29 protein-coding genes and 1 pseudogene are annotated in these 25,031 nt (G+C 68.8%); 10 read left to right on the top strand and 20 right to left on the bottom strand.

Annotated elements, in window-relative coordinates; all coding sequences use genetic code 11:
* Positions 1-71: 71 nt before the first annotated feature.
* Positions 72-983 (bottom strand): LysR family transcriptional regulator, encoded by a 912-nt coding sequence (locus E5P3_RS10490; RefSeq protein WP_162585916.1) that lies wholly within the window; start codon positions 981-983, stop codon positions 72-74.
* A gap of 128 nt (positions 984-1,111) precedes the next feature.
* Here E5P3_RS10490 and E5P3_RS10495 point away from each other — a divergent pair, with 128 nt between their 5' ends.
* Positions 1,112-1,849, top strand: coding sequence for an SDR family NAD(P)-dependent oxidoreductase (locus E5P3_RS10495; protein ID WP_162585917.1), 738 nt, complete (start codon positions 1,112-1,114; stop codon positions 1,847-1,849).
* Between the two features lie 17 nt (positions 1,850-1,866).
* Here the strand turns inward: E5P3_RS10495 and E5P3_RS10500 are convergent, their stop codons facing one another.
* The 3 genes from E5P3_RS10500 to E5P3_RS10510 all read right to left on the bottom strand — a co-directional run bounded on the left by E5P3_RS10500 (position 1,867) and on the right by E5P3_RS10510 (position 3,775).
* Positions 1,867-2,607, bottom strand: coding sequence for a response regulator (locus E5P3_RS10500; protein WP_162585918.1), 741 nt, complete (start codon positions 2,605-2,607; stop codon positions 1,867-1,869).
* A gap of 118 nt (positions 2,608-2,725) precedes the next feature.
* Positions 2,726-3,145, bottom strand: coding sequence for an organic hydroperoxide resistance protein (locus E5P3_RS10505; protein ID WP_162585919.1), 420 nt, complete (start codon positions 3,143-3,145; stop codon positions 2,726-2,728).
* Between the two features lie 237 nt (positions 3,146-3,382).
* Positions 3,383-3,775, bottom strand: a complete 393-nt coding sequence (locus E5P3_RS10510; protein ID WP_162585920.1) for a hypothetical protein — start codon at positions 3,773-3,775, stop codon at positions 3,383-3,385.
* A gap of 142 nt (positions 3,776-3,917) precedes the next feature.
* Here E5P3_RS10510 and gcvA point away from each other — a divergent pair, with 142 nt between their 5' ends.
* Positions 3,918-4,811, top strand: a complete 894-nt coding sequence (gene gcvA, locus E5P3_RS10515) for a transcriptional regulator GcvA (protein WP_162585921.1) — start codon at positions 3,918-3,920, stop codon at positions 4,809-4,811.
* A gap of 45 nt (positions 4,812-4,856) precedes the next feature.
* Here the strand turns inward: gcvA and E5P3_RS10520 are convergent, their stop codons facing one another.
* Genes E5P3_RS10520 through E5P3_RS10550 form a run of 7 tightly spaced genes read right to left on the bottom strand, consistent with a single transcriptional unit; the run spans position 4,857 to position 10,611 of the window.
* Positions 4,857-6,095, bottom strand: a complete 1,239-nt coding sequence (locus tag E5P3_RS10520) for a CaiB/BaiF CoA transferase family protein (RefSeq protein ID WP_162585922.1) — start codon at positions 6,093-6,095, stop codon at positions 4,857-4,859.
* Between the two features lie 2 nt (positions 6,096-6,097).
* Entirely contained in the window at positions 6,098-6,496 is a 399-nt protein-coding gene (locus tag E5P3_RS10525; protein WP_162585923.1) for a PaaI family thioesterase, read from the bottom strand.
* Complete coding sequence (locus tag E5P3_RS10530) at positions 6,493-7,482, bottom strand: tripartite tricarboxylate transporter substrate binding protein (RefSeq protein WP_162585924.1); 990 nt, start codon at positions 7,480-7,482, stop codon at positions 6,493-6,495. Before E5P3_RS10530 ends, E5P3_RS10525 begins: the two co-directional genes overlap by 4 nt.
* Positions 7,483-7,512: 30 nt before the next feature.
* Positions 7,513-8,316: an enoyl-CoA hydratase/isomerase family protein gene (locus E5P3_RS10535; RefSeq protein ID WP_162585925.1), complete on the bottom strand. Its 804-nt coding sequence runs from the start codon at positions 8,314-8,316 to the stop codon at positions 7,513-7,515.
* A gap of 9 nt (positions 8,317-8,325) precedes the next feature.
* Positions 8,326-9,090, bottom strand: a complete 765-nt coding sequence (locus E5P3_RS10540; RefSeq protein WP_162585926.1) for an SDR family NAD(P)-dependent oxidoreductase — start codon at positions 9,088-9,090, stop codon at positions 8,326-8,328.
* Between the two features lie 2 nt (positions 9,091-9,092).
* Entirely contained in the window at positions 9,093-10,238 is a 1,146-nt protein-coding gene (locus E5P3_RS10545) for a thiolase family protein (RefSeq protein ID WP_162585927.1), read from the bottom strand.
* Between the two features lie 19 nt (positions 10,239-10,257).
* Complete coding sequence (locus E5P3_RS10550; protein ID WP_162585928.1) at positions 10,258-10,611, bottom strand: Zn-ribbon domain-containing OB-fold protein; 354 nt, start codon at positions 10,609-10,611, stop codon at positions 10,258-10,260.
* Between the two features lie 315 nt (positions 10,612-10,926).
* On the opposite strand from E5P3_RS10550, the gene E5P3_RS10555 reads away from it, so the two are divergent.
* The 8 genes from E5P3_RS10555 (at position 10,927) to E5P3_RS10590 (ending at position 18,237) form a co-directional block, all read left to right on the top strand.
* On the top strand, positions 10,927-11,442 hold the full coding sequence (locus E5P3_RS10555; RefSeq protein WP_162585929.1) for a DUF1269 domain-containing protein: 516 nt from the start codon (positions 10,927-10,929) through the stop codon (positions 11,440-11,442).
* A gap of 38 nt (positions 11,443-11,480) precedes the next feature.
* Complete coding sequence (locus tag E5P3_RS10560) at positions 11,481-12,620, top strand: c-type cytochrome (protein WP_162585930.1); 1,140 nt, start codon at positions 11,481-11,483, stop codon at positions 12,618-12,620.
* 36 nt (positions 12,621-12,656) lie between these two features.
* The gene (locus E5P3_RS10565) at positions 12,657-14,432 is read left to right on the top strand and encodes a cytochrome c oxidase subunit I (RefSeq protein WP_162585931.1); all 1,776 of its coding nucleotides are present in this window, start codon (positions 12,657-12,659) and stop codon (positions 14,430-14,432) included.
* 790 nt (positions 14,433-15,222) lie between these two features.
* Entirely contained in the window at positions 15,223-15,855 is a 633-nt protein-coding gene (locus tag E5P3_RS10570) for a bb3-type cytochrome oxidase subunit III (protein ID WP_162585932.1), read from the top strand.
* Positions 15,856-15,867: 12 nt separating this feature from the next.
* Complete coding sequence (locus E5P3_RS10575; protein WP_162585933.1) at positions 15,868-16,575, top strand: heme-copper oxidase subunit III family protein; 708 nt, start codon at positions 15,868-15,870, stop codon at positions 16,573-16,575.
* A 12-nt stretch (positions 16,576-16,587) separates the two neighbouring features.
* Entirely contained in the window at positions 16,588-16,902 is a 315-nt protein-coding gene (locus E5P3_RS10580) for a cytochrome C oxidase subunit IV family protein (RefSeq protein ID WP_162585934.1), read from the top strand.
* 98 nt (positions 16,903-17,000) lie between these two features.
* A complete protein-coding gene (locus E5P3_RS10585) occupies positions 17,001-17,351 on the top strand; it encodes a hypothetical protein (protein ID WP_162585935.1) in 351 nt (116 codons plus the stop codon).
* A gap of 82 nt (positions 17,352-17,433) precedes the next feature.
* Positions 17,434-18,237: an alpha/beta hydrolase gene (locus E5P3_RS10590; protein ID WP_232073073.1), complete on the top strand. Its 804-nt coding sequence runs from the start codon at positions 17,434-17,436 to the stop codon at positions 18,235-18,237.
* Positions 18,238-18,284: 47 nt separating this feature from the next.
* On the opposite strand, the pseudogene E5P3_RS35760 reads toward E5P3_RS10590, so the two are convergent.
* The 9 genes and pseudogenes from E5P3_RS35760 to fliL all read right to left on the bottom strand — a co-directional run.
* Positions 18,285-18,866 (bottom strand): annotated as a pseudogene (locus E5P3_RS35760) (DUF6064 family protein); the annotation flags it as partial.
* Between the two features lie 3 nt (positions 18,867-18,869).
* Positions 18,870-19,811, bottom strand: a complete 942-nt coding sequence (locus E5P3_RS10595; protein WP_162585936.1) for an aldo/keto reductase — start codon at positions 19,809-19,811, stop codon at positions 18,870-18,872.
* Positions 19,812-19,885: 74 nt separating this feature from the next.
* On the bottom strand, positions 19,886-20,638 hold the full coding sequence (gene fliR / locus E5P3_RS10600; RefSeq protein WP_162589632.1) for a flagellar biosynthetic protein FliR: 753 nt from the start codon (positions 20,636-20,638) through the stop codon (positions 19,886-19,888).
* An 899-nt stretch (positions 20,639-21,537) separates the two neighbouring features.
* Positions 21,538-21,807, bottom strand: a complete 270-nt coding sequence (gene fliQ / locus E5P3_RS10605; RefSeq protein ID WP_106559857.1) for a flagellar biosynthesis protein FliQ — start codon at positions 21,805-21,807, stop codon at positions 21,538-21,540.
* Between the two features lie 10 nt (positions 21,808-21,817).
* Positions 21,818-22,573 (bottom strand): flagellar type III secretion system pore protein FliP, encoded by a 756-nt coding sequence (gene fliP / locus E5P3_RS10610; RefSeq protein ID WP_162585937.1) that lies wholly within the window; start codon positions 22,571-22,573, stop codon positions 21,818-21,820.
* Positions 22,573-23,058, bottom strand: a complete 486-nt coding sequence (fliO, locus tag E5P3_RS10615; protein WP_162585938.1) for a flagellar biosynthetic protein FliO — start codon at positions 23,056-23,058, stop codon at positions 22,573-22,575. Before fliO ends, fliP begins: the two co-directional genes overlap by 1 nt.
* Positions 23,055-23,495 (bottom strand): flagellar motor switch protein FliN, encoded by a 441-nt coding sequence (gene fliN, locus E5P3_RS10620; RefSeq protein WP_162585939.1) that lies wholly within the window; start codon positions 23,493-23,495, stop codon positions 23,055-23,057. The genes fliO and fliN overlap by 4 nt, the downstream gene beginning before the upstream one ends.
* Entirely contained in the window at positions 23,488-24,489 is a 1,002-nt protein-coding gene (gene fliM, locus E5P3_RS10625; protein ID WP_162585940.1) for a flagellar motor switch protein FliM, read from the bottom strand. Before fliM ends, fliN begins: the two co-directional genes overlap by 8 nt.
* A gap of 27 nt (positions 24,490-24,516) precedes the next feature.
* Positions 24,517-25,005, bottom strand: coding sequence for a flagellar basal body-associated protein FliL (gene fliL, locus E5P3_RS10630; RefSeq protein WP_162585941.1), 489 nt, complete (start codon positions 25,003-25,005; stop codon positions 24,517-24,519).
* Positions 25,006-25,031 lie beyond the last annotated feature (26 nt).

Genomic DNA, 25,031 nt, shown 5'->3' on the forward strand with positions numbered 1-25,031 from the left:
GTCGTGCGGCAGTCTGGCACCGGGAATCGAACGGGGGGAGTAACAAGTTTGGCGGCATTTCCCGCGGGCCGTCACCCTGCCTGGCGGCTCACCAGGAAGTCCACGAAGGTGCGCACGCGCAAGGGCACGAAGCGCAGCTGCGGATAGAGGAGGTTGTAGGGCCGGCTTCGCCCGCCGAAGGGCTTGAGCACCTCGATCAGCCGCCCCTGGCGCAGGTCTTCCTCGACCACGAATCGATAAGCCTGGAAGATGCCCGCGCCGTGACGGGCCAGCGTGACCCCCGCGAGAACATCGTCCGAGCAGGCGTAGCCGCCGGAGGTGGACACCTCGATGTCTTGACCATCCCTTCGAAACAGCCAGGGGATGGTGCGGCCGCTGCTGGGCAGTTCGAACTGGATGCATTCGTGGGCGGGCAGGTCGTCCACGGTTCGTGGTTCTCCGCGCCGGTTCAGGTAGTCGGGGGCAGCGACCAGCACGAGCTCGGCGTCCTCGAGACGGCGTGCGATCAGCGTCGAATCGCCGGGCGCTCGCACCCGCACCGCCAGGTCGTAGCCATCGGCGGCGAAGTCGATGTTGCGGTTGCTGACGTGAACCTCGACCCGGATGTCAGGGTAGCGCGCCCTGAATGCCGGCAGCAGTGGCAGCAATCGGTAGTGCCCATAGGTGGTCGGCGCGCTGATGCGCAGCAGGCCGCTCGGCGTGACCTGCTGGCCGCTGACCTCGCGCTCGGCCTCCACCAGCTGGTGGAGCGCCTGGCGGCACTGCTCGTAATAGGCCTGGCCCGCATCGCTCAGCCGGATCTGCCGCGTCGTGCGCAGGAAGAGGCGAACGCCGAGGCGTTCCTCGAGCCGGGCCACGGTCCTGCTCACCGCGGCCGGCGTCAGGCCCGCGATGTTGGCGGCGGCGGTGAACCCGCCATGCTCCGCGGCCAGGCAGAACAGTTCCAGGCTTCCCAGCATCAAGTCATCGAATTGCCGGTTCATGATTTACACGATGTAAGGACTGAAGTGGCATGGTCTGTCTTTATTAACACCATGGGGACAAATAGAGTACGGCCCAGGGGGAAGTGACACAAGCCCCCTCTCACCTCCACCACCGAAAGGAAGTCACCATGAAGACCCACCCCAAGACCGTCGTCATCACCGGCGCCTCGAGCGGCATCGGCCTGGCGCTGGCCGCCGCTTTCCTCCATCGCGGCGACAACGTCGTCGGCAACGCCCGGACCGCCGAACGCCTGCAGGAAGCCGCCGCGTCGCTCGGTTCGCCCGACAACTTCCTGGGCGTGCCCGGCGACGTCGCCGATCCGGCCGTCGGCAGCGCGCTGGTCCAACGGGCCATCGAGCGCTTCGGCCAGGTGGACGTGCTCGTCAACAACGCCGGCATCTTCAACGCCAAGCCTTTCGTCGAGTACACGCAGGATGACCTGGAAGCGTTGGTCAACACCAACCTGAAGGGCTTCTTCTATCCGTCGCAGGCCGCTGCGCGCCACATGGTCGAACGCAAGGCGGGGCACATCATCAGCATCACCGCGAGCATCGCGTTGGCACCGAACCAGAGCGTGCCGGCCCTGCTGCCCGTGCTGATCAAGGGCGGCATCAACCAGGCGACGAAGGCCCTGGCGCTGGAACTGGCGCCCCACAACGTCCAGGTGACGGCCGTGGCGCCGGGCATCGTCGACACGCCGATGTACACGAAGGACATGCACGGCTTCCTCAACACGCTGCAGCCGGCGGGCCGCATCGGGACGGCGCAGGAAATCGTCGACGCCGTGCTGTACTTGAGCGGCGCCGGCTTCACGACCGGCATCGTGCTGCCGGTGGATGGCGGCATGGCCGCCGGCAAGTGGTGAGACGGGGCGCCGCCCGCTCACTCCTGCGCTTCGACCGTCGATGAAAAGACGTAGCCCTCGCTGCGCACCGTCTTGATGTAGCGGGGCTCGCGCGCATCGTCACGCAGGCGCTGCCGCAGCCTGCTGACGAGCAGGTCGATCGAACGCTCGAAGAGCTCCGCTTCCCGGCCCTGGGTCAGGCTCAGCAACTGGTCGCGGCTCAGCACCTTCTGGGGATGGTCGAGAAAGACGCGCAGCAGCCGGTACTCGGCGCCGCTCAGGGCCACCATCACGCCGCTATCGTCGATCAGGTGGCGCGCGGTGGTGTCGACCTGCCAGTCGCCGAAGGCCAGCCGGGTGGCGCCTTCGGTCGATCGCATGTTCGGCGGCAGCATCCGCGTGCGGCGCAGCACGGCACGCACGCGGGCGAGCAGTTCGCGGGCGGCGAAGGGCTTGGCCAGGTAGTCGTCGGCGCCCATTTCCAGCCCGAGGATCCGGTCGGCTTCCTCGTTGCGGGCCGTCAGCATCAGGATGGGCGTGGCCTTGTACTTGCCCGCGCGCAGGTCGCGGCAGAGCGACAGGCCGTCTTCGCCCGGCAACATCAGGTCCAGGATGATCAGGTCGAAGGGGCCCGATTCTTCCAGCGCCGCCCGCATGTGGCGGCCCGTTGGCACCGCGGCGACGCGCAGGCCGTTCTTGACCAGGTAGGCGGTCAGCAGTTCGCGGATCTCCCGGTCGTCGTCGACGATGAGGATGTGGTCGGAGCTCTTCGGAGTCATGGCGGCGCGGCTTTGCAGGGGGCGGGTGTGCAGGCGCAAATGTAGCCCTCCATGCATGTCTCTGGTTGCGCGGCCTGCCCGATGTTCGCGGGCAGGCCGGCTTGATGCCGGATCGGCTTCAGACCAGGCGGATCACGACGTCGATGTTGCCGCGCGTGGCCTTCGAATACGGGCAGGTCTGGTGCGCGGTGTCCACCAGTGCCTGGGCGACCTCGCGGTCCAGGCCCGGCAGGCTGACGTCGAGCCGGGCCTGGAGGAAGTAGTCGGGCCCCGCGGTGCCCAGGTCCACCTCGGCATCGACGGCGAGGTCCGGCGGCAGCCTGACTTTCAGCTTGCCGGCGGCCAGCCCGATGGCACCGATGAAGCAGGCCGACCAGCCGACCGCGAACAGCTGCTCGGGGTTGGTGCCGGGCTTGCCGGAGCCCGGCGAGCTGAGCTTGACGTCCAGCGCGCCGTCGCTGGACTTGCCGGCGCCGTCGCGGCCTCCGGTGGTGTGGGTACTGGCGGTGTAGAGGACCTTGTCGATCTTCGTGGTCATGTGGATGTTTTCAGGTTGGGTTGAGGGATGCTTCGTCATCGCCAAGGGCCGGATCTGCTTCGTCGGCAGGACCGGATGGCGATGACGCAATTCAATCGGGCGGCTGTATCGACGGTGTGTCGAGCCACCCTGACATTTGCATTCCCATGTGTCGGCCTCGGCGTGCGACACAGCGGCATACAAAGCGCCCACCCCGGGGGGCCTGCCTCGGGCTTCTTCGCGGCCGCTGGGGCGCCCTCAGGCAAGAGGCGGGGGCTGGTCGTCGGCTGGCCGGGCGAGCGCATTGGCCGCCGACTGCAATTCGGGCACGAAGGTGAGCAGCCTGCGAGTGAGCCAGTAGAGGTGGGACGCATCGATGGGGTCGGGCAACCTCAGCGTCTTGATCAGGCGCTGCGCCCGCTCCCCGAGGCCGACAGTGCCCAGCGACTCGAGGACCATCGCCAGCTCGCGCCGCACCTGCTCGTCCACGAGGTCATGCTCATCCAGGCTGTGCCAGATCGCCTCGACTGCGCGTTCGCACAGCTCGGCCTCCGATGGCGGCGTCATGGCTTCTGCATAGTCCAGCAATCCGGGAGGCATCGGACGCACGCCGGGCGCTTGGTTGGACGCGAGGCTTCTACGTGAAGGCATCGGCTGCTCCTTCCTGCAGACACGATACGCCGCGGCGGGCTCAACGGCAATGCGGGAGACCAGGGGGTCCCGGAGGCCGGCCGGTGCAGGATGCTGGCATTCCATGATTGAGCCTGGCTCAATCGAAGCTAAGGTCGGCGGCATGGACCGCCTGCCGCCCCTCAACGCCATTCGTGCCTTCGAGGCTGCCGCACGGCACATGAGCATCACGCTGGCGGCCGACGAGCTCAACGTCACGCCCGGCGCCGTCAGCCGGCAGATCAAGAGCCTCGAGGAGACGCTGGGCCTGCAACTGCTCGAGCGCGGGCACCGGCAGATCTCGCTGACGCGCCAGGGCGGCGACTATTACCGGGCGGTGACGCGCGCGATCGACGCGCTGCGCGACGCGACCCGACGGCTCAAGCGGCGCAGCCAGCGCAGGCAGCTCAAGATCCGCGCCTACACCACCTTCGCGATGCGCTGGCTGATCCCGCGGCTGTCGGGCTTCCATGCCGCGCACCCGGATGTCGAGGTGCTGCTGAAGGCCTCGCTCGCGCCGGTCGATTTCCGCAAGGAGGACATCGACGGTGCGATCCGCCTGGGCGACGGCAACTGGCCCGGCACCCACAGCTACCGGCTGGTGGACAACGTCCTGGCGCCGGTCGCCAGCCCCGGGCTGCTGAAGACGGGGCCGAAGCTCAAGCGGCCGGCCGACCTGGCGCACCACACGCTGCTGCACACCGTTGCCCGGCCGGACGACTGGGCCTACTGGCTGGAGGCGGCCGGTGGCGCCAGGCAACTCGACCCGCGCGCCGGCATGACCTACGAGAGCTCGGCCATGAGCTACGCCGCCGCCATCGAGGGCCAGGGCGTCGCCATGGCGCAGCTCTTCCTGGTGGAGAAGGATCTGGAGGAGGGCCGGCTGGTACTGCCCTTCCGCAAGACGCTCGACATGGGTGACTTCACCTACTACCTGCTCACGCCCAGCCATCGCGACGAGCCGGCGCCCATGAAGACCTTCCGCCTCTGGATGATGGAGCAGTTCAGGAAGCCCTGAGCGGGCCGGCTTTTGGCTTGCGTCCTGCTCGGGCCCGGCCATCCGTCAGGAGGCAGCGAGTGCCGGCGCCGAGGCTTGATCGCCCGCATCCGGGCATCGAATCGCCCCGGCGCGCAGCAAGGTCGCGATCTCCGCGTCATCGAATCCCGATTCGCGCAGCACCTGCCGCGTGTGTTCGCCGCAAGAGGGTGCCGGCCGGTGCGGCTGCGCGTTGGCCTGCGCGCTGTCGACGGGGAAGCCGGGCATGCGGATCGTTCCGTGCACCGGGTGTTCGACCTGTGCCAGCATGCCGTTGGCCTCGAGCTGCGGATGCTGTGCGAGGTCCTCGTAGCTCGCCACCCGTGCGCACAGGATGTCGGCCGCGCGCAGCAGCGGCAGCCATTCGCCGGTCGTCCGGGTCTTCAGCGCCTCGGTCAGGATCTCGACCATGGCCAGGCGGTTGGCGACGCGCAGGGGCGAGGTGGCAAAGCGCCGATCGGTCGCGAGCGCGGGCAGGCCCAGCAGCGCGCACAGCCTCGTCCAGCGCTCGGGCATGTAGGCGGCGATCATCAGCCAGCCGTCGCGCGTCTCGAAGGCCTGGTTGGGGGCCGAGTAGGGCGCCGCGCTGCCGACGCGCACGGGCAGCTGCGCGTCGGCCAGGAAGCTGGTGATGGACGATTGCTGCAGTGCCAGCGCGGCATTGAGCAGGCTCACGTCGAGCTGGCCGCCTTGGCCGTCGCGTGCGCGCTGGGCGAGCTTGGCGAGCACGGCCATGACCGCGACGTAGCCGGTCATCACGTCGACGATGGGCGCCTGGACCTTGCAGGGCTCCGCGCCCTCGAGCCCGATCAGGCTCATGAGGCCGGAATCGGCCTGCACGATGCCATCGACGCCCGCGCGCTGGGCATAGGGGCCGGTCTGGCCATAGGCCGAGATGGAGCAGTAGATAAGCCCGGGATGTTCGCCGGCGAGCGTTTCGAAGCCCAGGCCCAGCCGGCTCATCACCCCCGGCCGCATGCTCTCGACCACGATATCCGCGCCTGCGACGAGGCGCCTGGCGACCGCCACGCCGCCTTGCGTCTTCAGGTCGAGCGACGCCCCCAGCTTGTTGCGATTGAACCCGTGGTAGAGCGCGGCATCCTCGCCGATCCAGCCCGGCCCGAGGCTGCGGCCGAGCTCGCCCCCGGGCGACTCGACCTTGACGACGCGCGCGCCCATGTCGGCCAGCAGCATGGTGCAGGTCGGCCCGGCGCCGATCTGCGTGAAGTCGACGACCGTCAGGCCGTCCAGCGCATGGCGAAGCATGGTCAGGCTCCCGGAGAAGCAGCGCCGAGGCTGCGCTTGAATGCGCCTTGCGCAGTGGCGACCAGCTCGCCCGATTCGGTGAGCAGCTCGCCCGTTGCGAAGTAGAGGCTGCGGCCCGACCTCGTGACCTTGCCGGTGGCGCGCAGGCGGCCGGTGCTTGCCTTGCGGAGGTAACTGATGGCCAGCGACACCGTCACGGCCTGGCCCATCGCCTCGCCCTCGTGCGCAGCGAGACCGGCATAGCCGCAGGCCGCGTCCAGCAGGGTCGCGGCGACGCCGCCCTGCAGGCTGCCCTGGCGGTTCAGGTGGCGCGCGCCCACCTCGATCTCGAAGGTGGCGTGGCCCGCGCCCACATCCACCAGCGCGATGCCCAGGTACTCGAGCAGCGGGTTGTCGCTCACAGCGACACCTTGATGCCGTTGTCGTGGATGACCCGGTCCCAGCGCTTGAGCTCCTTGCCGATGTAGTCCTTCAGCTCGGCCGGCGTCGAGCTCTGCACCTCGAAGCCCTGGTTGGCGATCTGCCTGGCGACCGCCGGGTCCTTCAACGCACCGGCCATGGCCTCGTTGAGCTTGTTCACGACCGCCGCGGGCGTCTTCGCGGGCGCCAGCAGGCTGTACCAGAGGCTGGCGTCGTAGTTCTTCATGCCGGCGTCGCCGAAGGTGGGCAGCTCGGGCATGAGCGCGGTGCGCTTCTGGCCTGCCACGCCCAGTGCGCGCAGCTTGCCGGCCTGGATGTGCTGCGCCACCGAGGCGTAGGTCGCGAACGACACCTGTACCTGGCCTGCGATCAGGTCGGTGATCGACGGGCCCGTGCCGCGGTAGGGCACGTGCAGCATCTCGGTCTTGTTGAGCTTCGCGAAGACCTCGCCGGCCAGGTGCTGCGGCGTGCCGTTGCCGGGGCTGCTGTAGCCCAGCTTCCCCGGGTTGGACTTCGCGTAGGCGATGAACTCCGGCAGTGTCTTGTACGGCTCCTGCGTGTTCGCGACCAGCACGATCGGTACCGAGCCCAGCAGGCCGACCGGCTCGAAGTCGCGCTCGATGCGAAACGGCACCTTCATGTCGAGGAAGGGGTTCATCGTCACCTGGCTGGATGCGATGACCAGCGTGTAGCCGTCGGGTGCAGCCCGCGCGACCAGCTCGGTGCCCAGGTTGCCGCCGGCGCCGGGCCGGTTGTCGATGACGATGGTCTGGCCCAGCAGCTGGCCCATGCGCGGCGCGATGGCGCGCGCCAGGATGTCGTTGCCGCCGCCCGGCGAGAACGGCACGACCAGCGTGACCGGCTTCTGCTTCGGGAACTCGGCCTGCGCTGCGGCCGGCAGGGCCAGCGCGGCCATGGAGGCGGCGAGGGCCAGGACGGCCTGGCGCCGTTGGGAAAGGGTGTTCATGATCGGTTTCCGTTCGATGTTGTCGTGATTTCAACGCCCGGCGTAGGCGGGCGGCCGCTTCTCGGCGAAGGCCTTGCGGCCTTCGAGGCGGTCCTCGGTATCGCGCAGCACGCCCCAGTAGAGCTCGGTGAGCTGCTGCGCATCCGCCTCGCTCAGGTGCTGGGTCTGGCGGGACAGCTTCTTGATGGCCTGCACCGCCAGCGGCGCATTGGCTGCCACGGTCTGGGCCAGCGCCAGCGCGCGGTCCATCAGCGCCTGGGGTTCGACCACCTGCGTGACCAGGCCGATGCGCAGTGCCTCCGCGGCGGCGATGCGCTCGCCGGTCAAGGCCATCTGCATCGCATGCGCCGAAGGGACCGCCTTGAGCAGGCGGTGCAGGCCGGAAACCGCGGGGATCGATCCCACCCTGGCTTCCGGCAGGCCGAAGCCGGCATTGCTCGACGCGATGCGCAGGTCGCATTGCAGCGCGATCTCGAGGCCGGCTCCGAGGCAATGGCCGTTCACCGCCGCGATGACCGGCTTCCAGACGCACAGGTCCGCCAGGTCCATCAGGCGGATGTACAGGCCCAGGTCCACGGAGCGCTCGGTGTCCTGGAACACCGCCTCCGCGTAGCTCGCCGGCGAGGTCTGCGTGCCCTTCAGGTCGGCGCCGGCGCAGAAGGCGCGCTCGCCCGCGCCGGTGATGATGGCGGCGCGCAGCTCGCTGCGGTCGCGCAGTTCCGCCAGGTGCGCGCGCAGCTCGCGCAGCGCCTCCACGCTCAGGGCGTTGAGCGCCTGCTGCCGGTCCATGGTCAGCACCGCGACCGCACCGTGGATCTCGAATCGGACGTTCACGGCGTCACCTCACACGCTGGGAGAGGAAAGGCTGCGCCCGCCGCACACGTACAGCGTCTGCCCGGTCACATAGGACGACAGGGGGTCGAGGAAGAACACGACCGCGTTCGCGATGTCCTCCGCGGTGCCGATGCGCTTGACCGGTACCGAGCCCTTCAGCCGCGCCTGCACCTCGGGCGCGAAGTTGCGGAACAGCGGCGTGTCGACGATGCCCGGCGCGACGGCGTTCACCGTCACGCCCTGGGAGGCGAACTCGATGGCCAGCGAGCGCGTCAGGCTCACCACGCCGCCCTTGGCCGCCGAGTAGTTGGCCTGGCCGAAGCCGCCCAGCCAGGCGCGCGAGGAGATGTTGACGATGCGTCCCTGGCCGCGCTCGATCATGCCCGGCAGCACGGCGCGGCAGCACAGGAACTGCGAGCGCAGGTTGGTGTCGATGACCAGGTCCCAGTCCTCGTCGCTCATCTTCAGGAAGCGCATGTCGCGCACCGCGCCGGCGTTGTTGACGAGGTGGTCGATGCGGCCGGCCTTCTCGGCGACCTCGGCCATTGCCCGGTTGACCGCAGCGGAATCGGTCAGGTCGACGGTCACGCCGATGGCCCGGCGGCCGTCGGCCTCGAGCGCGCCGACGGCATCGGCCAGGGCCGCGCCGTCGCGGTCCAGCAGCGCCACCGTCGAACCTTCGCGCGCCAGGCGCTTCGCGATGCCCAAGCCGATGCCGCGTGCGGCGCCCGTCACCACGGCCACCTGGCCGGTCTCGAATCGTGCAGCAGTCATGGTCAGGCTCCCAGGAGATGGACGGAGGAGGCCGCGTGGTCTACGCCGGCAATGCCGCCCCCGGTGCACTGCGCCAGCCCGATGCGCGCACCCGCGACCTGGCGCGTGCCGGCACGGCCCTGCAGGTGCCACATGAGCTCCACCATCTGCGCCACGCCGGTGGCGCCCAGCGGATGGCCCTTGGCCAGCAGCCCGCCGCTCGGGTTGACCGGTAGCCGGCCGCCCAGCTGCGTCGCCCCGGAACGCAGCAGCGGCACCGCCTCGCCGCGCGGCGCCAGGCCCAGCGCCTCGTAGTACAGCAGCTCGGCGATGGTGAAGGCGTCGTGCAGTTCCACCACGTTCACGTCCTGCGGGCCCAGGCCGGCCTGCTCGTAGGCCTGGCGCGCGGCGCGCGCCGTGATCTCGGCATCGAGGATGTCGTCGTCGGCCGCCTCGCGGATGCCAGAGACCACCACCGAGGACAGCACCTTCACCGGCTTCTGCCTGCGGCCGGGCCGGCTGCTCAGCACCACCGCCGCCGCGCCGTCCACCTGCGAGGGGCAGCACTGCAGCAGCGTCAGGGGGTCGGCGATCATGCGCGAGGCCAGCACCTCCTCGACCGTGGTCTCGGTGCGCTGCTGCGCGTACTCGTTGAGCGAGCCGTTGCGGCGGTTCTTCACCGCGACGGCGGCCAGATCCGACGCCGTCGCCTCGCGCTCGTGCAGGAAGCGCGTGCCGCGCATCGCGTACACCGCCGGCAGCACCATGCCGGCCTTGGCATACAGCTCGGTCTTGTGGTCGTTGCGCTGTAGCGGGATGGTGCCGCCGCCCAGCGCGGTGAGCTGCTCGATGCCGAAGACCAGCACGGTGTCGTACTGCTGCGCGAGCAGGGCGTGGCGCGCGAGATGCACGCCGGTCGCGCCGCTGGCGCAGGCGTTCTCGACGTTGTAGACCGGCACGCCCTCGAAGCCCAGGTCGCGCACGATCAGCTGGCCGAGGATCATGCCGCCGAGCACGTTGGCGCAATAGATCGCCTGGATCTCTTCCTTCGACACGCCTGCGTCGTCCATGGCCTTCAGGATGGCCTGCTGCGCCAGCTCGGGCGCAATGACGCCGGGGTGGCGGCCGAAGGGCGTCATCGCGCCGCCGGTGATGTGGATGTGTTGCATGTTGCGCTCCTCGGGACGGTCAGTGGCCGACGGCCACGAAGACGTAGCCGAATGCGTCGTCGGGGCGGGCCGCGTAGCGTTCGCCGATCGTCGGCCGCGGCTTGCCGCACAGGCGCCCGAAGATGCGCACCGGCCCGGGGAAGTCGACATAGCCGAGTGCATAAGGGGCCTGGCCGCTCTTCGCGCCCGGGTGGATGACGGTGTAGCTGTAGACCTCGCCGACGGCATCGACGCCGACCGTCTCGTGCCGATCCGCCAGCGGCGAGGAGGACGGCAGCGCGGGAAAGACCAGCTCGCCGGTGGCGCGGTCACGCGAGGCGAGCAGGGCGGGTTCGGAAGCGGCGCTCCACAACGGGTATGAAAGCTCGGGCACGAAGGTCTCCTGGTGGGTGGAATGGGCCCTAGTTTTGGCTTTCGAGCCTTCGCGCTCAAACGATATTTGCAGGGCGCACGGTTGAGAAAAACGCAAGCAGGACACGGGTCGCGCGGATTGCGCATGACGCGCCGGGGCGTCGCATGGCGGAGCTCGCGTCGCGGCATCTCGATCGCGGCATGGCGGGGTGCGGCTCCCTGGGGCGGAGACCTTCGGCTGATTGGTGGACCACTACTCTTGATAACCCTCTCACGCTGGCATATAAGAGCTTCGTGGTTTCCTTGTTTCGTCTGCAAGACGGCAAAGGAGGGCGCCATGAAGAGACGCATCTACTGGCTGATGCCCGACCTGGCGAGCGCCCGGCGGGTGATGCATGACCTGGTGCAGGCGCGGGTCGATACCGCGCACATTCACTTCGCAGGTCCCGAAGGCGCGGACATGCGCGGGCTCCATGCGGCCAACGTCTGGCAGACCTCGGACCTGGTGCACGCCGCCGAAAGCGGCCTCGTGATCGGCAGCGCGGTGGGCGCGGTCGCGGGCCTGGTGGCAGCGCTGCTGTTTCCCATCGTCGGCGATGCGCCGCAATGGGAGGTGGCGGTGGTGCTCGCGGTGCTGGGCGGCCTGTTCGGCGCCTGGTCCTCCAGCATGATCGGCATCTCCATTCCCAGTCCGCGGCTGGCGCGCTTCCAGGGCGCGATCGCCTCGGGCCAGGTGCTGCTGATGGTCGACCTGCCGCGCCCGCGCGTGGCGGAGGTCGAGGCGCTGCTCGAGCGCGCCCATCCCGAAGCCCGCTTCGCAGGCGAAGAGCGGCTGGTCCCGGTCTTGCCCTGAAACGCGCATGCGCGGCGCACGGATGAAGGGCCTCGCACATGATCATTGCCATCGTGCTGGCACTCATCGTCCTCGGGTCGGTGCTGTTTCACTTCGTCAATCCCTGGTGGATCACGCCACTGGCGTCGAACTGGAAGGCGATGGACGACACCCTGACGATCACGCTGGCGATCACCGGCGTCTTCTTTGTCGGCATCAACCTGTTCATGGTCTACGCGCTGCTGCGCTACCGGCACCGGCCCGGCAGCCCACGCGCGGCGCACGAGCCTGAGAGCAAGGCGCTGGAGCGCTGGCTGATCGGCATCACCACCGTGGGCATCATGGCGCTGCTGGCGCCGGGCCTGGTGGTCTATGCCAGCTACGTGAAGCCGCCGCACGACGCCACGGTGCTGGAGGTGCTGGGCCAGCAGTGGCAATGGCGCTTCCGGCTCCCCGGCGCCGACGGCAAGCTGGGCCTGAGCGAGACGCGCCACGTCACGTCGACCAATCCCTTCGGGCTCGACCCGGCAGATCCCGCGGGCCAGGACGACATCCTCATCGCCGACCAGGAGGTCCACCTTCCGCTGGGCAGGCCGGTGCACGTGATCCTGCGCTCGCACGACGTGCTGCACGACTTCTACGTACCGCCGTTCCGCGCCCGCATGAACATGGTGCCGGGGCAGATCAGCACCTTCTGGTTCACGCCCACCCAGGCCGGGCGCTACGAGGCGATGTGCGCGCAGCTGTGCGGCGTCGGCCATCCGAACATGCGTGCCGTGGTGGTGGTGGAGGACGCGGCCGGCTACCAGGCCTGGCTCCAGGACAAGCAGACCTTCGCGGTGACGCAGCGGCCGCCGCCGTCCACCGAGGGCGGGCCGGTCGCGCAGGGCCGCGCACTGGCCGCCGCGAAGGGCTGCGTGGCCTGCCACTCCACCGATGGGAGTCCGCGCGTGGGCCCGTCCTGGAAGGACCTCTTCGGGAAGACCGAGAACATGCGCGACGGCTCCACGGCGTTCGTCGACGATGCCTACCTGCGCGCCTTCATCCGCGACCCGCAGGCGCGCGGGGTGAAGGGCTTCGCGCCCGTCATGCCCAAGATTCCCTTGAGCGACGAGGAGCTCGCGGCGCTGGTGGCCTACATCAAGAGCCTGAGCCCCGCGCCGCCGCTGGCCCCGCCACAACAGAAGGCGCAGCGATGAGCCGGGCGCGCGCCTGCGAGGAGTGAAGGAACCCCAATGTCCAGCGTCGTCGTCCCCGCCCCGCACCATGAAGCGAAGAGCTTCTGGACCCGCTATGTCTGGAGCCAGGACCACAAGGTGATCGCGGTCCAGTACGCCTGCACCGCCATCGCCGTCGGCGTGATCGGCGTGGTGCTGTCGAACCTGATGCGGCTGCAGCTGGGCTTTCCCGGCGCCTTCGAGTTCATCACCGCCGAGCGCTACTACCAGTTCGTCACCATGCACGGGATGATCATGGTGATCTACCTGCTCACCGCGCTCTTCCTCGGCGGTTTCGGCAACTACCTGATCCCGCTGATGGTCGGGGCGCGCGACATGGTGTTCCCGTACCTCAACATGCTGAGCTTCTGGGTGTACCTGCTGTCGGTGCTGGTGCTGATGGCGAGCTTCTTCGTCACCGGCGGGCCCACCGGCGCGGGCTGGACGCTCTACCCGCCACAGTCCATCCTGCCCGGCACGCCGGGACGCGACGTCGGCATCATCCTCATGCTGGTGTCGCTGCTGATCTTCATCGTCGCCACCACCATGGGCGGCCTCAACTACGTGACCACCGTGCTGCAGGCACGCTGCGAGGGCATGACCCTGCTGCGCATGCCGCTGTCGGTGTGGGGCATCTTCGTGGCCACGATCCTGGCGCTGCTGGGCTTCCCGGCACTCTTCGTTAGCGGCGTGATGCTGCTGCTGGACCGCGCGGTCGGCACCAGCTTCTTCATGCCGGCGCTGCTGTCGATGGGGCAGGCGACCCCCTACAAGGGCGGCAGTCCGCTGCTGTTCCAGCACCTGTTCTGGTTCTTCGGCCATCCCGAGGTCTACATCGTCGCGCTGCCGGCCTTCGGGCTGGTCTCCGACCTGATCAGCGTCCATGCGCGCAAGCGCATCTTCGGCTACCGCATGATGGTCTGGGCCATCGTGGCCATCGGCGGGCTGAGCCTGGTGGTGTGGGCCCACCACATGTTCGTGGCCGGCATGAACCCGTACTTCGCCTTCTTCTTCGCGACCACCACGCTGATCATCGCGGTGCCCACGGCGATCAAGGTCTACAACTGGCTGCTGACGCTGTGGCGCGGCGACATCCACCTGTCGGTGCCGATGCTGTTCTCGCTGGCCTTCATCTGCACGTTCGCCATCGGCGGGCTCACCGGCCTCTTCCTCGGCAACGTGAGCGTGGACATCCCGCTGTCGGGCACCTACTTCGTGGTGGCGCACTTCCACATGGTGATGGGCGTGGCGCCGTTGCTGGTGGTGTTCGGCGGCATCTACCACTGGTACCCCAAGGTGACGGGCCGCATGCTCGACGACCGGCTGGGCCAACTGCATTTCTGGATCACCTTCATCGGCACCTACCTGATCTATTTCCCGATGCACTACCTCGGCTTGCTGGGCATGCCGCGGCGCTACTACAACTTCGATCTCTACCAGTTCATCCCGCCCTCGGCCTACAGCCTCAACGCCTTCATCACGGTGGTGGCGCTGGCGGTCGGCGTGGCGCAGGTGCTGTTCATCTTCAACCTGGCGTGGAGCGTGCGGCATGGCCGGGTGGCGGATGGGAATCCATGGCGGGCTGCTTCGCTGGAATGGCAGACGCCGCAGACGCCGCCGGTGCACGGCAATTGGGGGCCGGCGCTGCCGGTGGTTTATCGCGGGGCTTATGCCTATGGAGTGCCGGGGGCGCGGGAGGACTTTATTGCGCAGAATGCGCCGCCGGATGCGGGTGGGGTGGAGGAATCCGAGGAGCGGGGCGGCAAGAGTGGGGATGGGGGAAGGGCGGCATGAGCACTGCACTGCGCCTTCTGCTTGTACGTTGCGCTTCGGTTGAGGCCGGAGCCGGGATTTCGCCCCGGCGGGCGAGTTACTTTCTTTGTCTCGCCAAAGAAAGTAACCAAAGAAAGGCGACCCCACTGCGCGCGTCCCTCCGCTTCGCTACGGGCAACCTGCGGTGCTCGCTTCAGGCGGGGTGCGCGCAAACTCGCTTCGCTCAAACACGCGCGGCCCTTTTTTCGCCTGAAGCTGCGCTCCTCGGCACGCGCAGAGGGGCGTGGGGACCGGTCGGGCCATTGCTTCGCTCGGCCATCAACGGCCTTGCTGCGCAAGGCCTGGAACAGGTGCAGGTGCATGCGCCAGTGCGTGCGCATGAGCACGAGCGTGTGCGTGAGTGTCAGCGTGAGAGAAGACCCGAAGCTCACGCCAACCTGCACACCACACAAGGACGCGCCATGGCGCGTTGGATTCCAAGTCCCCTCTGGCCGCGCCGAGGAGCGGAGCTTTTCGCGGATCAGGGCCGCGCGTGTTTGAGCGAAGCGAGTTTGCGCGGACCCCGCGAAAAGCGAGCACCGCAGGTTGCCCGCAGCTTCGCTGCGGGTCGCGGCCAGTGGGGTCGCCTTTCTTTGGTTGCTTTCTTTGGCGAGACAAAGAAAGTGACTCGCCCGCCGGGGCGAAATCCCGGCTCCGGACTCACACCAAGCGCAAAGTACAAACAGAAAGCCCGGTCCTCCCACCCCAACCCTCCCCAAGAGGGGGATCGAGCAAGACCGGACAAAGACGAAGGCCCGAGGGAGACCACCCGATGAACACCAGCGCCGTCCTTCGCCCCGGCTACGGCCGCCACCGCCCCGACCCGAACGCCGCCGCGCTCTCCGCAAGCATCGGCCTGTGGGTCTTCATCGGCGTCGCGACCGTGCTGTTCTCGCTGTTCGTCGCCGCCTACGTGATGCGCATGAGCGGCGAGGACGCCGTGGCGATCACGCTGCCGTGGCAACTGGGCCTCAGCACCGCGCTGCTCGCCGGCGGCAGCATGGCGCTGCAGGCCTCCGCCTCGGCGGCACGCCGCGTCGCAATGCGCCGAACCCGCCGGCTGCTGCTGGCCGGCGGCCTTTGCGCAGGCGCCTTCCTGCTGGTGCAGCTGTGGGCCTGGTCGGCGCTGCTGTCGGCGCAGGTCATGCCCGCCGGCAATCCGGGTGGCAGCTTCTTCTACCTGCTGACGGCGGTGCACGGGCTGCATGTCGCGGGCGGCCTGGCAGCCTGGGCCTGGACGGCGCGCGCCGCCTGGCATCCCGCCGCGGACCTGGTCGGACTGGGCTGGCGCATCGGGCTGTGCGCGCGCTACTGGCACTTCCTGCTGGGGGTGTGGGTGGTGCTGTTCGCCATGCTGGGCTGGCTGACGCCCGAAGTGGCGCGCTTCATCTGCGGCACGGCTTAGGAGTCACACGCCATGAACACCGCCGCCGTCCCCCCGATCGCGCCACTCATCCTCGCGCCAGCCACCGCCCCGGCCGGCTGGCGCGGGCTGATTGCCGACTGGTCCTCCGACCGCGAAGCCTTCCACGTCTCGTGGGGCAAGGCGATGATGTGGATCTTCCTGCTGAGCGACACCTTCATCTTCAGCTGCTTCCTCGTCGGCTACATGACGGTGCGGGTCTCCACCACCGTGCCCTGGCCGAACCCCAGCGAGGTGTTCGCGCTGCACGTGGCCGGCGCCGACGTGCCGCTGCTGCTGATCGCGATCATGACCTTCGTCCTCATCAGCAGCAGCGGGACGATGGCGATGGCGGTGAACTTCGCCTACCGCCGCGACCGCGCCAACGCCGCCGCGCTGATCCTGGTGACGGCGCTGTGCGGCGAGGTCTTCGTCGGCATACAGGCCTTCGAGTGGTCCAAGCTGATCATGGAAGAGGGCGTTCGGCCCTGGGGCAACCCGATGGGCGCGGCGCAGTTCGGCTCGGCCTTCTTCATGATCACCGGCTTCCACGGACTTCATGTGTCCTGTGGAGTGGTGTACCTGCTGGTCGTCGCCTTCAAGCTGATCCGCGGCGACTACGAGCGAACGGGCAACTACCAGATCGTGGAGATCGCCGGGCTCTACTGGCATTTCGTGGACCTGGTGTGGGTGTTCATCTTCGCGCTGTTCTATCTCTGGTGAGGAGGCAAGACCATGGACCCCGGCACCGGCCAGCAGCATCCGATCAGCCTCTACCTCAAGATCTGGGGGCTGCTGTTCGTGCTCAGCACGCTCTCTTACCTGGTGGACTACCTGCACCTGCAGGGCTATCTGCGCTGGGGGCTGATTCTGACCTTCATGATCCTGAAGGCAGGCCTGATCGTCGCGGTCTTCATGCACATGGCCTGGGAGCGGCTGGCACTGGTCTACGCCATCCTGCTGCCGCCGCTGGCGCTGCTGGTGCTGGTCTGGCTGATGGCGGCGGAGGCGGGGCACACCTTGCTCACGCGGCTGCTTTTCTTCAACTGAAGCCCCAACGGATCCACCGTGCGGGGGATTCCTTCGCGCCCGGGGCGCCCTAGAGTCGAGATGCACGCGGCGAATGCGTGCACCCGAAGGGAGCAACCATGACAACATCGCAACTGATGCTCGGCGCCGTTGCGGCGGCGCTGGCCCTGATGGCGGCCTTGCCATCGCCCGCACCCGCGCAGGCGCACGCGCCGGACCGGAGCCACCTGGCCTCGGTCAGCGTCGAGGCGCTGCAGCGCACCTACCTCGAATGTGACCGCGTCGCGACCCACACCCTGCTGGACCTCGGCAGCGCCGCGCATTGCTCGATCGTCGGCGAGGAGCTCAAGCATCGCGTCTTCGGCGGCGACTTCGAGCGGCTGATTGCGTGGTGGCGTGCGAACAGGTGGAGCAGCGCGGAGGCGCTCTCCGACTCGCAGTCGCCCGACCGCAGGGCGGACGCTCGCTAGCCCTGCGCTGCGTTCGGATGTCCATCCGGACATCCGCTTTGAACAGCCCGGGTTCTGACGACAATGGCCCGCAGCACAACCCATGAACCCGGTCGCCTCGTCGATGCTCAAGCTTGCCCTGGCCTGCACGATCGCACTGGCCGGCGTCACCATGCTCCAGGACCGCATGCTCTACTTTCCCGCGCCGGCCACGGTGGCCGAGATGGCCACGGGCGGGCTGCAGGCCTGGCCGTCGGAGCAGGACTTCCGCGGCCTGGCTGTGGAGCCGGGCGGCATCGCCCGCGGCACCGTCATCGTCTTCCATGGCAACGCCGGACATGCCGGCCACCGCGCCTACTACGCCGGCGCGCTCGCGGGGCTGGGCTTTCGGGTGCTGCTGGCCGAGTACCCGGGCTACGGCCCGCGCGGCGGGGACGTGGGCGAGCGCAGCCTCGTCGAAGACGCGCGACAGACCGTGGCGCTGGCACATCGTGCGTATGGCCCGCCGCTGGTCGTCATCGGCGAATCGCTGGGCGCCGGCGTCGCGGCGGCGGCGGTCGCGCAGGAGCGCGATCAGGTCTCCGGACTGATGCTGATCACGCCCTGGGACCGGCTCGCGCACGTCGCCGCCTACCACTACCCCTGGCTGCCCGTGAGCTGGCTGCTGCGCGACCGCTACGACAGCGTCGCCCACCTCGCCGCCTTCGGCCGCCCGGTGCTGGTGGTGGTCGCGGGCCGCGACCGCGTCGTGCCCTCGCGCCTGGGCATCGCGCTCCACGAGGCGCTGCGCCCGCCCAAGCGGCTGGTGACGATCGAGGAGGCCGGCCACAACGACTGGCCCGGGCAGGTCGACGCACGATGGTGGCAGGCCGCGATGGACTTCCTGCTGGGCAAGGCCCCGCCCTGAGCCTCCCCCTGCGCCAGCAGCGTCCACTGCGTCAATGCGGCGATCAGGCACCACAGCAGCGGGATCGGCCACAGCAGGGCCGCGAACACCCGCGCCAGGCGTGCCTGCGGCGGCGCGCGCAGGAGCAGCAGCAGGCCGAGCGTCCCGATCGCCGTCGGGTCGGGCGCCATCCCGAAGAGCCCGGCCTCGCGCCAGGGGCGGCCCAGCAGCACCAGGCCGACCCACGGCTGCACCAGCACGGCGAAGAGCAGCAGCCCGAGGCCCAGCACCTCGCGCCCGCGGCGCTGTCTCCGCAGTTCGAGCCCGATGCCCGCGGCGCACAGGAGCAGCAGCCCTTCAATGCCGAAAGCCACCCCGAACCAGCTCGCCGCCCAGTTGATGGCGGCGTAGCGTTGCAGGTGGAATGCCCAGGCCACCCAGAGCCAGCACGCCGCGAGCATGGCGCAGCAGGCGCGCGCCCCCGGGCCGGGGCGCCCCTTCAGCGCGACGAGTACCAGCGCCAGCCCGAGCGCCACGGCGAAGAACTGCGCCGGCCACAGCTCGGCGTTGTAGAGCTCGAAAAGCCGGTGCCAGGTGCGTGCAGAGAACAGCAGGAAGTCCGAAGGCCGGTAGCTCCACCACTCGGACATCGCTCACAGCGCCTGCACGTGGGCCGCCATGCGCTGGCGCATGGGCGCGTCCGGCATCGGGCCGAGCAGGGCGCCCATGTTCTGCTGCACATGCGCCACGCTGCGGGTGGCCGGGATCGCGCAGGTCAGCGCCGGGTGCGAAATGATGAACTTGAGCGCGAACTGCGCCCAGCTGTCGCAGCCGATCTCGTCGGCCCAGGGCGGCAGCGGATGGCGTTGCAACGCGCGCAGCAGCGCGCCCTCGCGGAAGGGCCGATTGGCGATCACGGCGATGCGGCGCTCGCGCGCCAGCGGCAGGATGCGCGATTCCACCTCGCGGTCGAGCAGGTTGTAGCTGACCTGGACGAAGTCGATCGGCTGGTTGGCCATGATCGATTCGATCTCGCGGTGCCGGCGCCCCTCGGAGGTGGTGATGCCCACGTAGCGCAGCTGCCCGGCCGACTTCATTGCGAACAGCGTGGGCAGGTGCGCCTCCCAGGCGAGCAGGTTGTGCACCTGCATCAGGTCGAAGCGCGGCACCCGCCAGAGCCGCCGCGACTCCTCGATCTGCCCGGGCCCGCGCGCCCCGGCGCCGATCCAGACCTTGTCCGCCGCGAACACGCCCGCCGTGCGGTTGATGCGGGCCAGCCCCTCGCCGATGACCGACTGCGAGGAGCCGTACATCGGCGACGAATCGATCATGCGGCCGCCGGCGTCGAAGAAGGCGCGCATCACCTCGGCGCATTCTTCGCGCGCGGCGCGGTCGTTGCCGACATTGAAGGTGATCCAGCTGCCCAGGCCGATCGCCGGCACCCGCTCCCCGGTGGAAGGAATCGCCCGCGTGGCCGGGCCGCGCGGCCGCGCCTGGGCATGCCCGGCGCAGGGGCCCAGGAGGGGCGGGAGGCCCGCCGCGAGCGAGCACAGGAACTCGCGGCGGGTCGGCGCGATTCGCAGACCTGCAGCCATGCTTGTGTGTCCCTTGGAAGCTTGCATGTTCTCAAGGACGCGCCGCCGCCGCAAGCCCGTGCGGCACCAGCCGCTCAGGGCGCGCGCAGCGCCTGCGTCAACTCCATCACCGACGCCAGCCCGCTCGCGAAGCGCGGCGCCAGAAACGCACCCAGCTGCGGCATCAGCAACTGCAACATCCCGATCCCCGCCAGCAGCGTCAGCGGAAAGCCCACTGCAAAGATGCTGAACTGCGGCGAGGCGCGGTTCAGGATGCCCATCGCGAGGTTCAGCGTGAGCAGCGCCGTGATCAGCGGCAGCGCCAGCATGAAGCCTGTCGCGAAGATCTGCGCGCCGCCGTGCACCAGCAGCAGCCAGCCTTGCGCGGCCAGCGGCGCGTCGGCGACCGGCAGGACCTGGAAGCTGTCGGCGAGCGCCGCCACCAGCAGCAGGTGGCCGTCCAGCGCGAGGAAGATCAGCATCGCCAGCATGTGCAGCAGCCGCGCCACCACCATGGTCGCGCCGCCGCTCATCGGGTCGAAGAAGGAGGCGAAGGACAGGCCCATCTGCAGGCCCACGTACTCGCCCGCGGCCAGCACGGCGGCGAACATCAGGCGCATCGTGAAGCCGATGGCCGCGCCGATGAGCACCTGCTGCATCACGATCCACACCCCGCCGATCGAGACCACCGGCACCTGCGGCATCGCCGGCAACGCGGGCGCCAGCGCAATGGCCAGCAGCGCCGCGATCGCGACCTTGAGCTGCCGCGGCACATTGGGCTCGCCGAAGATCGGTGCCGTGCCGACCAGCGCCAGCATGCGCACGAACGGCCAGAGGAAGGCCACCATCCAGGCGTTCAGCTCCGCCGAGGTGATGGAGAGGACGCTTGGGCTCACCAGGTAACCGCCTGCGAGTTCGCTTGGCGTCCTGTTCTCTTCCCTTCGGGGGAGGGGTAGAGGTGTTCGTTCGCCTGTTTTGGCGGTGTGCTTGTTTTGAGGCAGGAGCCGGGGCGTCGTCCCGGCAGCCGAGTCACTTTCTTTTGTCTCGCCAAAAGAAAGTAACCAAAGAAAAGGCGACCCCACTGGCCGCGACCCGCAGCGAAGCTGCGGGCAACCTGCGGTGCTCGCTTTTCGCGGGGTCCGCGCAAACTCGCCTCCGGCTCAAACACGCGCGGCCCTTTATCCGCGAAAAGCTGCGCTCCTCGGCGCGGCCAGAGGGGACTTGGAATCCAACGCGCCATGGCGCGTCCTTGTGTGGGGTGGGGGTTGGCGTGAGCTTCTGGTCTTTGCTGACGCTGACACTCGCGCCCATGCGCATGCGCATGCCCATGCCCATGCTCGTGCTCGTGCTCGTGCTCGTGCTCCAGTTCGTGCGTGTTCGCATGTGCCAGTTCCAGGCCTCGCGCAGCGAGGCCGTTGGTGGCCGAGCGAAGCGATGGCCCGTCCCATATCCCCTCTGCGCGTGCCGAGGAGCGGAGCTTTTCGCGGATCAGGGCCGCGCGTGTTTGAGCGCAGCGAGTTTGCGCGGACCCCGCGAAAAGCGAGCACCGCAGGTTGCCCGTAGCGAAGCGGAGGGACGCGCGCAGTGGGGTCGCCTTTCTTTGGTTACTTTCTTTGGCGAGACAAAGAAAGTGACTCGCCCGCCGGGGCGAACTCCCGGCCCCAGCCTCAAACCAACAACAGCGCAACAAGAGAGGCCCGATGCCCAGCGAGTCCCAGCCGAAAGCCAACACCCGATGCCTCATCCACTAGGCGACGAGCTGCGGGATGCTCGAGAACAGCGTGCGGATGTAGTCCAGCATCTGCCCCAGCATCCACGGCCCGGCGATCACCAGCACTGCGAACACGGCCAGCAGCTTCGGGATGAAGGACAGCGTGGCCTCGTTGATCTGCGTCGCAGCCTGGAAGATGCTGATGACCAGGCCCACCACCAGCGCCACCAGCAGCAGCGGCGCGCCGAGCAGCAGGGAGACGTGGATGGCCTGGCTGCCGATGGACATGACCGATTCGGGTGTCATTCCAGGATTCCTATACGAAGAAGCTCTGGGCGAGCGCGCCGATGAGCAGTTGCCAGCCGTCGGCCATGACGAAGAGCATCAGCTTGAAGGGCAGGGCGATGGAGGCGGGCGGCACCATCATCATCCCCATCGACATGAGCACGCTGGCCACCACCAGGTCGATGATCAGGAAGGGGATGAAGATGGTGAAGCCGATCTGGAAGGCGGTCTTCAGCTCGCTGATGACGAAGGAGGGCAGCAGGATGCGCAGCGGCACGTCCTCCGGCCCTTCCATCGCCGGCACCTTGGCCAGCTTGGCGAACAGCGCGAGGTCGTTCTCGCGCGTCTGCTTGAGCATGAAGGTCTTGAAGGGGGCGATGCCGCGCTCGAGTGCACGCTCGGTGCTGATCTTGTTTTCCGACAGCGGCTTGTAGGCCTCGTCGTAGACCTTGTCGAAGACCGGCGCCATCACGAAGAAGGTGAGGAAGAGCGACAGGCCCACGAGGATCTGGTTGGGCGGAGAGGCCTGGGTGCCCAGCGCCGTGCGCAGCAGGCCCAGCACGATGAGGATGCGGGTGAAGCTGGTCATCGACAGCAGCAGCGCCGGCAGGAAGCTCAGCGAGGTCAGCAGCACCAGCGTCTGCACGCTGAGCGACCAGGTCTGGCTGCCGCCGGGCCCGGGCGTGCTGGTGAGCCCCGGCAGGCCTTGCGCGAAGGCGAGCGCGGGCAAGGCCAGCGCGAGCAGCAGGCCCGCGCGGCGCAGGTGGCGAAGAGGAAGGCGTCGCATCAGGCGCCCGGCTTCGGATGGATGCCCAGCGATTCACGCAGCTTCTGCGCGAACAGCTCCACCGCCTTCGCGCTGCCGCCGTGTGCCGCAGGCGGCGCCGATGCCGCGGGCAGGGCCTGCGCCGGCAGCGAGTGCAGCGCGTTGACCTGGCTCGCGGTGACGCCCAGCACCAGCCAGGTCTCGCCCACCTCGACCACCACCACGCGCTCGCGCTGGCCGACCATCGCGCTGCCCACCACCTTGACGAGGGCGCTGCCGCCGAAGCGCGGCAGGCCGAAGCGGCGCGCCAGCCAGGCGCACAGGAAGATCAGACCCAGCACCAGCACCATGCCGAGCCCGGCTTGCAGCAGGCCGGATGCGCCGACGGCCGGCGCAGCCTCGGCGGCGGGCGCGGGCACCGTGGGCAGGGCCGCGTGCGCGCAGAGCGTGGCCGCGCAGGCTGCCAGCACGGCCGCGCCGCGCGTGAAAGGCCCAGGGAGCTTCATGAACGGCTGAGCTTCTGCATGCGCTCGGAGGGGGTGACGATGTCGGTCAGTCGGATGCCGTACTTGTCGTTCACCACCACCACCTCGCCCTGCGCGATCAGGTAGCCGTTGATCAGCACGTCCAGCGGCTGGCCGGCCAGTCCGTCGAGCTCCACCACCGAGCCCTGCGACAGCTGAAGCAGGTTCTTGATGGTGATGCGCGTGCGGCCGATCTCGGCCATCAGCTGCACCGGCACGTCGAGGATGCGTTCGATGTCCACCGCGCCGGCGGCGGCGGCGGTGTTCTGCAGCGGCTGGAAGACCTGGGCGCCGGCCGGTGCCGCCGCCGGGGCGGGGGCGCTCGCCGGCTGGGGCGCCGGGGCTGAAGCCGCGGTCTGCTCGGCCAGGGCGCTCGCCCAGTCGTCCATGTCGCCGCCGGAGGAAGTGTTGTCAGTCATGGTCGCTCTTCGGATCGCTGTCTTTGTGGGAGATCATCTGTTGCACGCGCAGCGCGTAGCGTTCGTTGGAGACGCCGTAGCCGCACTCCATCACGGGAACGCCGTCGACGCGCGCGAGCACGGTTTCGGGCAGCTCGATCGGCAGCACGTCGCCGACCTGCAGGCGCATCAGCTCGCCGATGGTGGTGCCGATGGTCACGAAGTCGGCGGTGAGCGCCACGTCGGCGCTCTGCATCTGCTGGCTCATCTGCTTGACCCAGCGCTTGTCGATCTCGATCTCGTCCTGCACCGGGTTGGACAGCAGGTCGCGGATCGGCTCGATCATCGAGTAGGGGATGCACACGTGCAGGAAGCCGCCCACCGGGCCGAATTCGATCTGCAGCGTGGTGGTGACCACCACCTCGTTCGGCGCCACGATGTTGGCCAGCTTGCCGTGCATCTCGGCGCGGATGTAGTCGAAGGCCAGCGGGAACACAGGCTGCCAGGCATCGCCATAGCACTGCAGGCTGAGGTTGAGCAGGCGCTTGATGATGCGCTGCTCGGTGCGCGTGAAGTCGCGGCCCTCCACGCGCACGTGGTAACGCCCGTCGCTGCCGAAGAGGTTGTCCACCACCAGGAACACCAGCTTCGGATCGAACACGAACAGCGCCGTGCCGCGCAGCGGCTTCAGGTGCAGCATGTTGATGTTGGTGGGCACCGGCAGGTGCCGCACGAACTCGCCGTACTGCTGGATCTGCACCGGGCCGACCGAGACGTCGGGGCTGCGGCGCATGAAGTTCAGCAACGCGCTGCGCAGGTTGCGCGCGAAGCGCTCGTTGATGACCTCCAGCGTGTGCATGCGGCCGCGCACCACGCGGTCGGGCGCGCCGAGGTCGTAGAGCGGCAGGCCGTCGGCCTGGGGCTCGGGCGCGCGGCGCTGGTCGACGGCGCCGCCGGTGACGCCCGACAGCAGCGCATCGACCTCGTCCTGCGAGAGCACCTGTTCATAGGCCATGGGTCGTGTGTCCGAAGCGAGGGCTGATCACTGCACCACGAAGGTGTTGAAGGAGACGCCGGCGATCGCCTGCGGCTGGGCCTCGGGAGAGAGCGGCCGGTTGAGCTCGGTGCGGATCTCCTCGGCGAGCTTGGCCTTGTCCTGGGTAGACAGCAGCGTCTCGGGCTGGCGGTTCGACAGCAGCAGCAGCAGGCGGCTGCGCAGCTCGGGCATGAACTCGACCAGCTGCGCCTTGGCCTGCTCATCGTTCACCTTGAGCGCCATGCCGATGTGCAGGAAGCGGCTGCGGCCCTCGGACTGCACGTTGACGGTCAGCGGCTCGAGGGTCACGAAGATGGGCTTGGGCATCGGCTTGGGCGCCGCGGCGGCCGGCGCTTCCTGCGCGAACAGGCTGCTGCGGCTCAATGCGAAGCCGCCGCCGGCCAGCGCGGCCAGGCTGGTGAGGACCAACAGTCCGATCAAAAGCTTCGAGGAGCGCGGCGCCGCGGCGGTGGGGAGAGAGGGACTGGTGGCCATGGGAAGCAACGTTTGGGTGGTCTTAT

The organism is Variovorax sp. RA8, assembly GCF_901827175.1.
Lineage (GTDB): Bacteria > Pseudomonadota > Gammaproteobacteria > Burkholderiales > Burkholderiaceae_C > Variovorax.

Excerpts from the sequence above, each read along its gene's own strand:
- E5P3_RS10540 (WP_162585926.1), bottom strand. The coding sequence starts at position 9,090 with ATGACTGCTGCACGATTCGAGACCGGCCAGGTGGCCGTGGTGACGGGC.
- fliQ (WP_106559857.1), bottom strand. The coding sequence starts at position 21,807 with ATGACACCCGAATCGGTCATGTCCATCGGCAGCCAGGCCATCCACGTC.
- fliR (WP_162589632.1), bottom strand. The coding sequence starts at position 20,638 with ATGGTGGCCTTCCTCTGGCCGTTCGTGCGCATGCTGGCGCTGGTCGGC.
- fliL (WP_162585941.1), bottom strand. The coding sequence starts at position 25,005 with ATGGCCACCAGTCCCTCTCTCCCCACCGCCGCGGCGCCGCGCTCCTCG.
- E5P3_RS10570 (WP_162585932.1), top strand. The coding sequence starts at position 15,223 with ATGAACACCAGCGCCGTCCTTCGCCCCGGCTACGGCCGCCACCGCCCC.
- fliM (WP_162585940.1), bottom strand. The coding sequence starts at position 24,489 with ATGGCCTATGAACAGGTGCTCTCGCAGGACGAGGTCGATGCGCTGCTG.
- E5P3_RS10580 (WP_162585934.1), top strand. The coding sequence starts at position 16,588 with ATGGACCCCGGCACCGGCCAGCAGCATCCGATCAGCCTCTACCTCAAG.
- E5P3_RS10590 (WP_232073073.1), top strand. The coding sequence starts at position 17,434 with ATGAACCCGGTCGCCTCGTCGATGCTCAAGCTTGCCCTGGCCTGCACG.
- E5P3_RS10490 (WP_162585916.1), bottom strand. The coding sequence starts at position 983 with ATGAACCGGCAATTCGATGACTTGATGCTGGGAAGCCTGGAACTGTTC.
- E5P3_RS10555 (WP_162585929.1), top strand. The coding sequence starts at position 10,927 with ATGAAGAGACGCATCTACTGGCTGATGCCCGACCTGGCGAGCGCCCGG.
- E5P3_RS10495 (WP_162585917.1), top strand. The coding sequence starts at position 1,112 with ATGAAGACCCACCCCAAGACCGTCGTCATCACCGGCGCCTCGAGCGGC.
- E5P3_RS10510 (WP_162585920.1), bottom strand. The coding sequence starts at position 3,775 with ATGCCTTCACGTAGAAGCCTCGCGTCCAACCAAGCGCCCGGCGTGCGT.
- E5P3_RS10565 (WP_162585931.1), top strand. The coding sequence starts at position 12,657 with ATGTCCAGCGTCGTCGTCCCCGCCCCGCACCATGAAGCGAAGAGCTTC.
- E5P3_RS10505 (WP_162585919.1), bottom strand. The coding sequence starts at position 3,145 with ATGACCACGAAGATCGACAAGGTCCTCTACACCGCCAGTACCCACACC.
- fliN (WP_162585939.1), bottom strand. The coding sequence starts at position 23,495 with ATGACTGACAACACTTCCTCCGGCGGCGACATGGACGACTGGGCGAGC.
- E5P3_RS10530 (WP_162585924.1), bottom strand. The coding sequence starts at position 7,482 with ATGAACACCCTTTCCCAACGGCGCCAGGCCGTCCTGGCCCTCGCCGCC.
- fliO (WP_162585938.1), bottom strand. The coding sequence starts at position 23,058 with ATGAAGCTCCCTGGGCCTTTCACGCGCGGCGCGGCCGTGCTGGCAGCC.
- fliP (WP_162585937.1), bottom strand. The coding sequence starts at position 22,573 with ATGCGACGCCTTCCTCTTCGCCACCTGCGCCGCGCGGGCCTGCTGCTC.
- E5P3_RS10595 (WP_162585936.1), bottom strand. The coding sequence starts at position 19,811 with ATGGCTGCAGGTCTGCGAATCGCGCCGACCCGCCGCGAGTTCCTGTGC.
- E5P3_RS10500 (WP_162585918.1), bottom strand. The coding sequence starts at position 2,607 with ATGACTCCGAAGAGCTCCGACCACATCCTCATCGTCGACGACGACCGG.
- E5P3_RS10520 (WP_162585922.1), bottom strand. The coding sequence starts at position 6,095 with ATGCTTCGCCATGCGCTGGACGGCCTGACGGTCGTCGACTTCACGCAG.
- E5P3_RS10585 (WP_162585935.1), top strand. The coding sequence starts at position 17,001 with ATGACAACATCGCAACTGATGCTCGGCGCCGTTGCGGCGGCGCTGGCC.
- gcvA (WP_162585921.1), top strand. The coding sequence starts at position 3,918 with ATGGACCGCCTGCCGCCCCTCAACGCCATTCGTGCCTTCGAGGCTGCC.
- E5P3_RS10545 (WP_162585927.1), bottom strand. The coding sequence starts at position 10,238 with ATGCAACACATCCACATCACCGGCGGCGCGATGACGCCCTTCGGCCGC.
- E5P3_RS10560 (WP_162585930.1), top strand. The coding sequence starts at position 11,481 with ATGATCATTGCCATCGTGCTGGCACTCATCGTCCTCGGGTCGGTGCTG.
- E5P3_RS10575 (WP_162585933.1), top strand. The coding sequence starts at position 15,868 with ATGAACACCGCCGCCGTCCCCCCGATCGCGCCACTCATCCTCGCGCCA.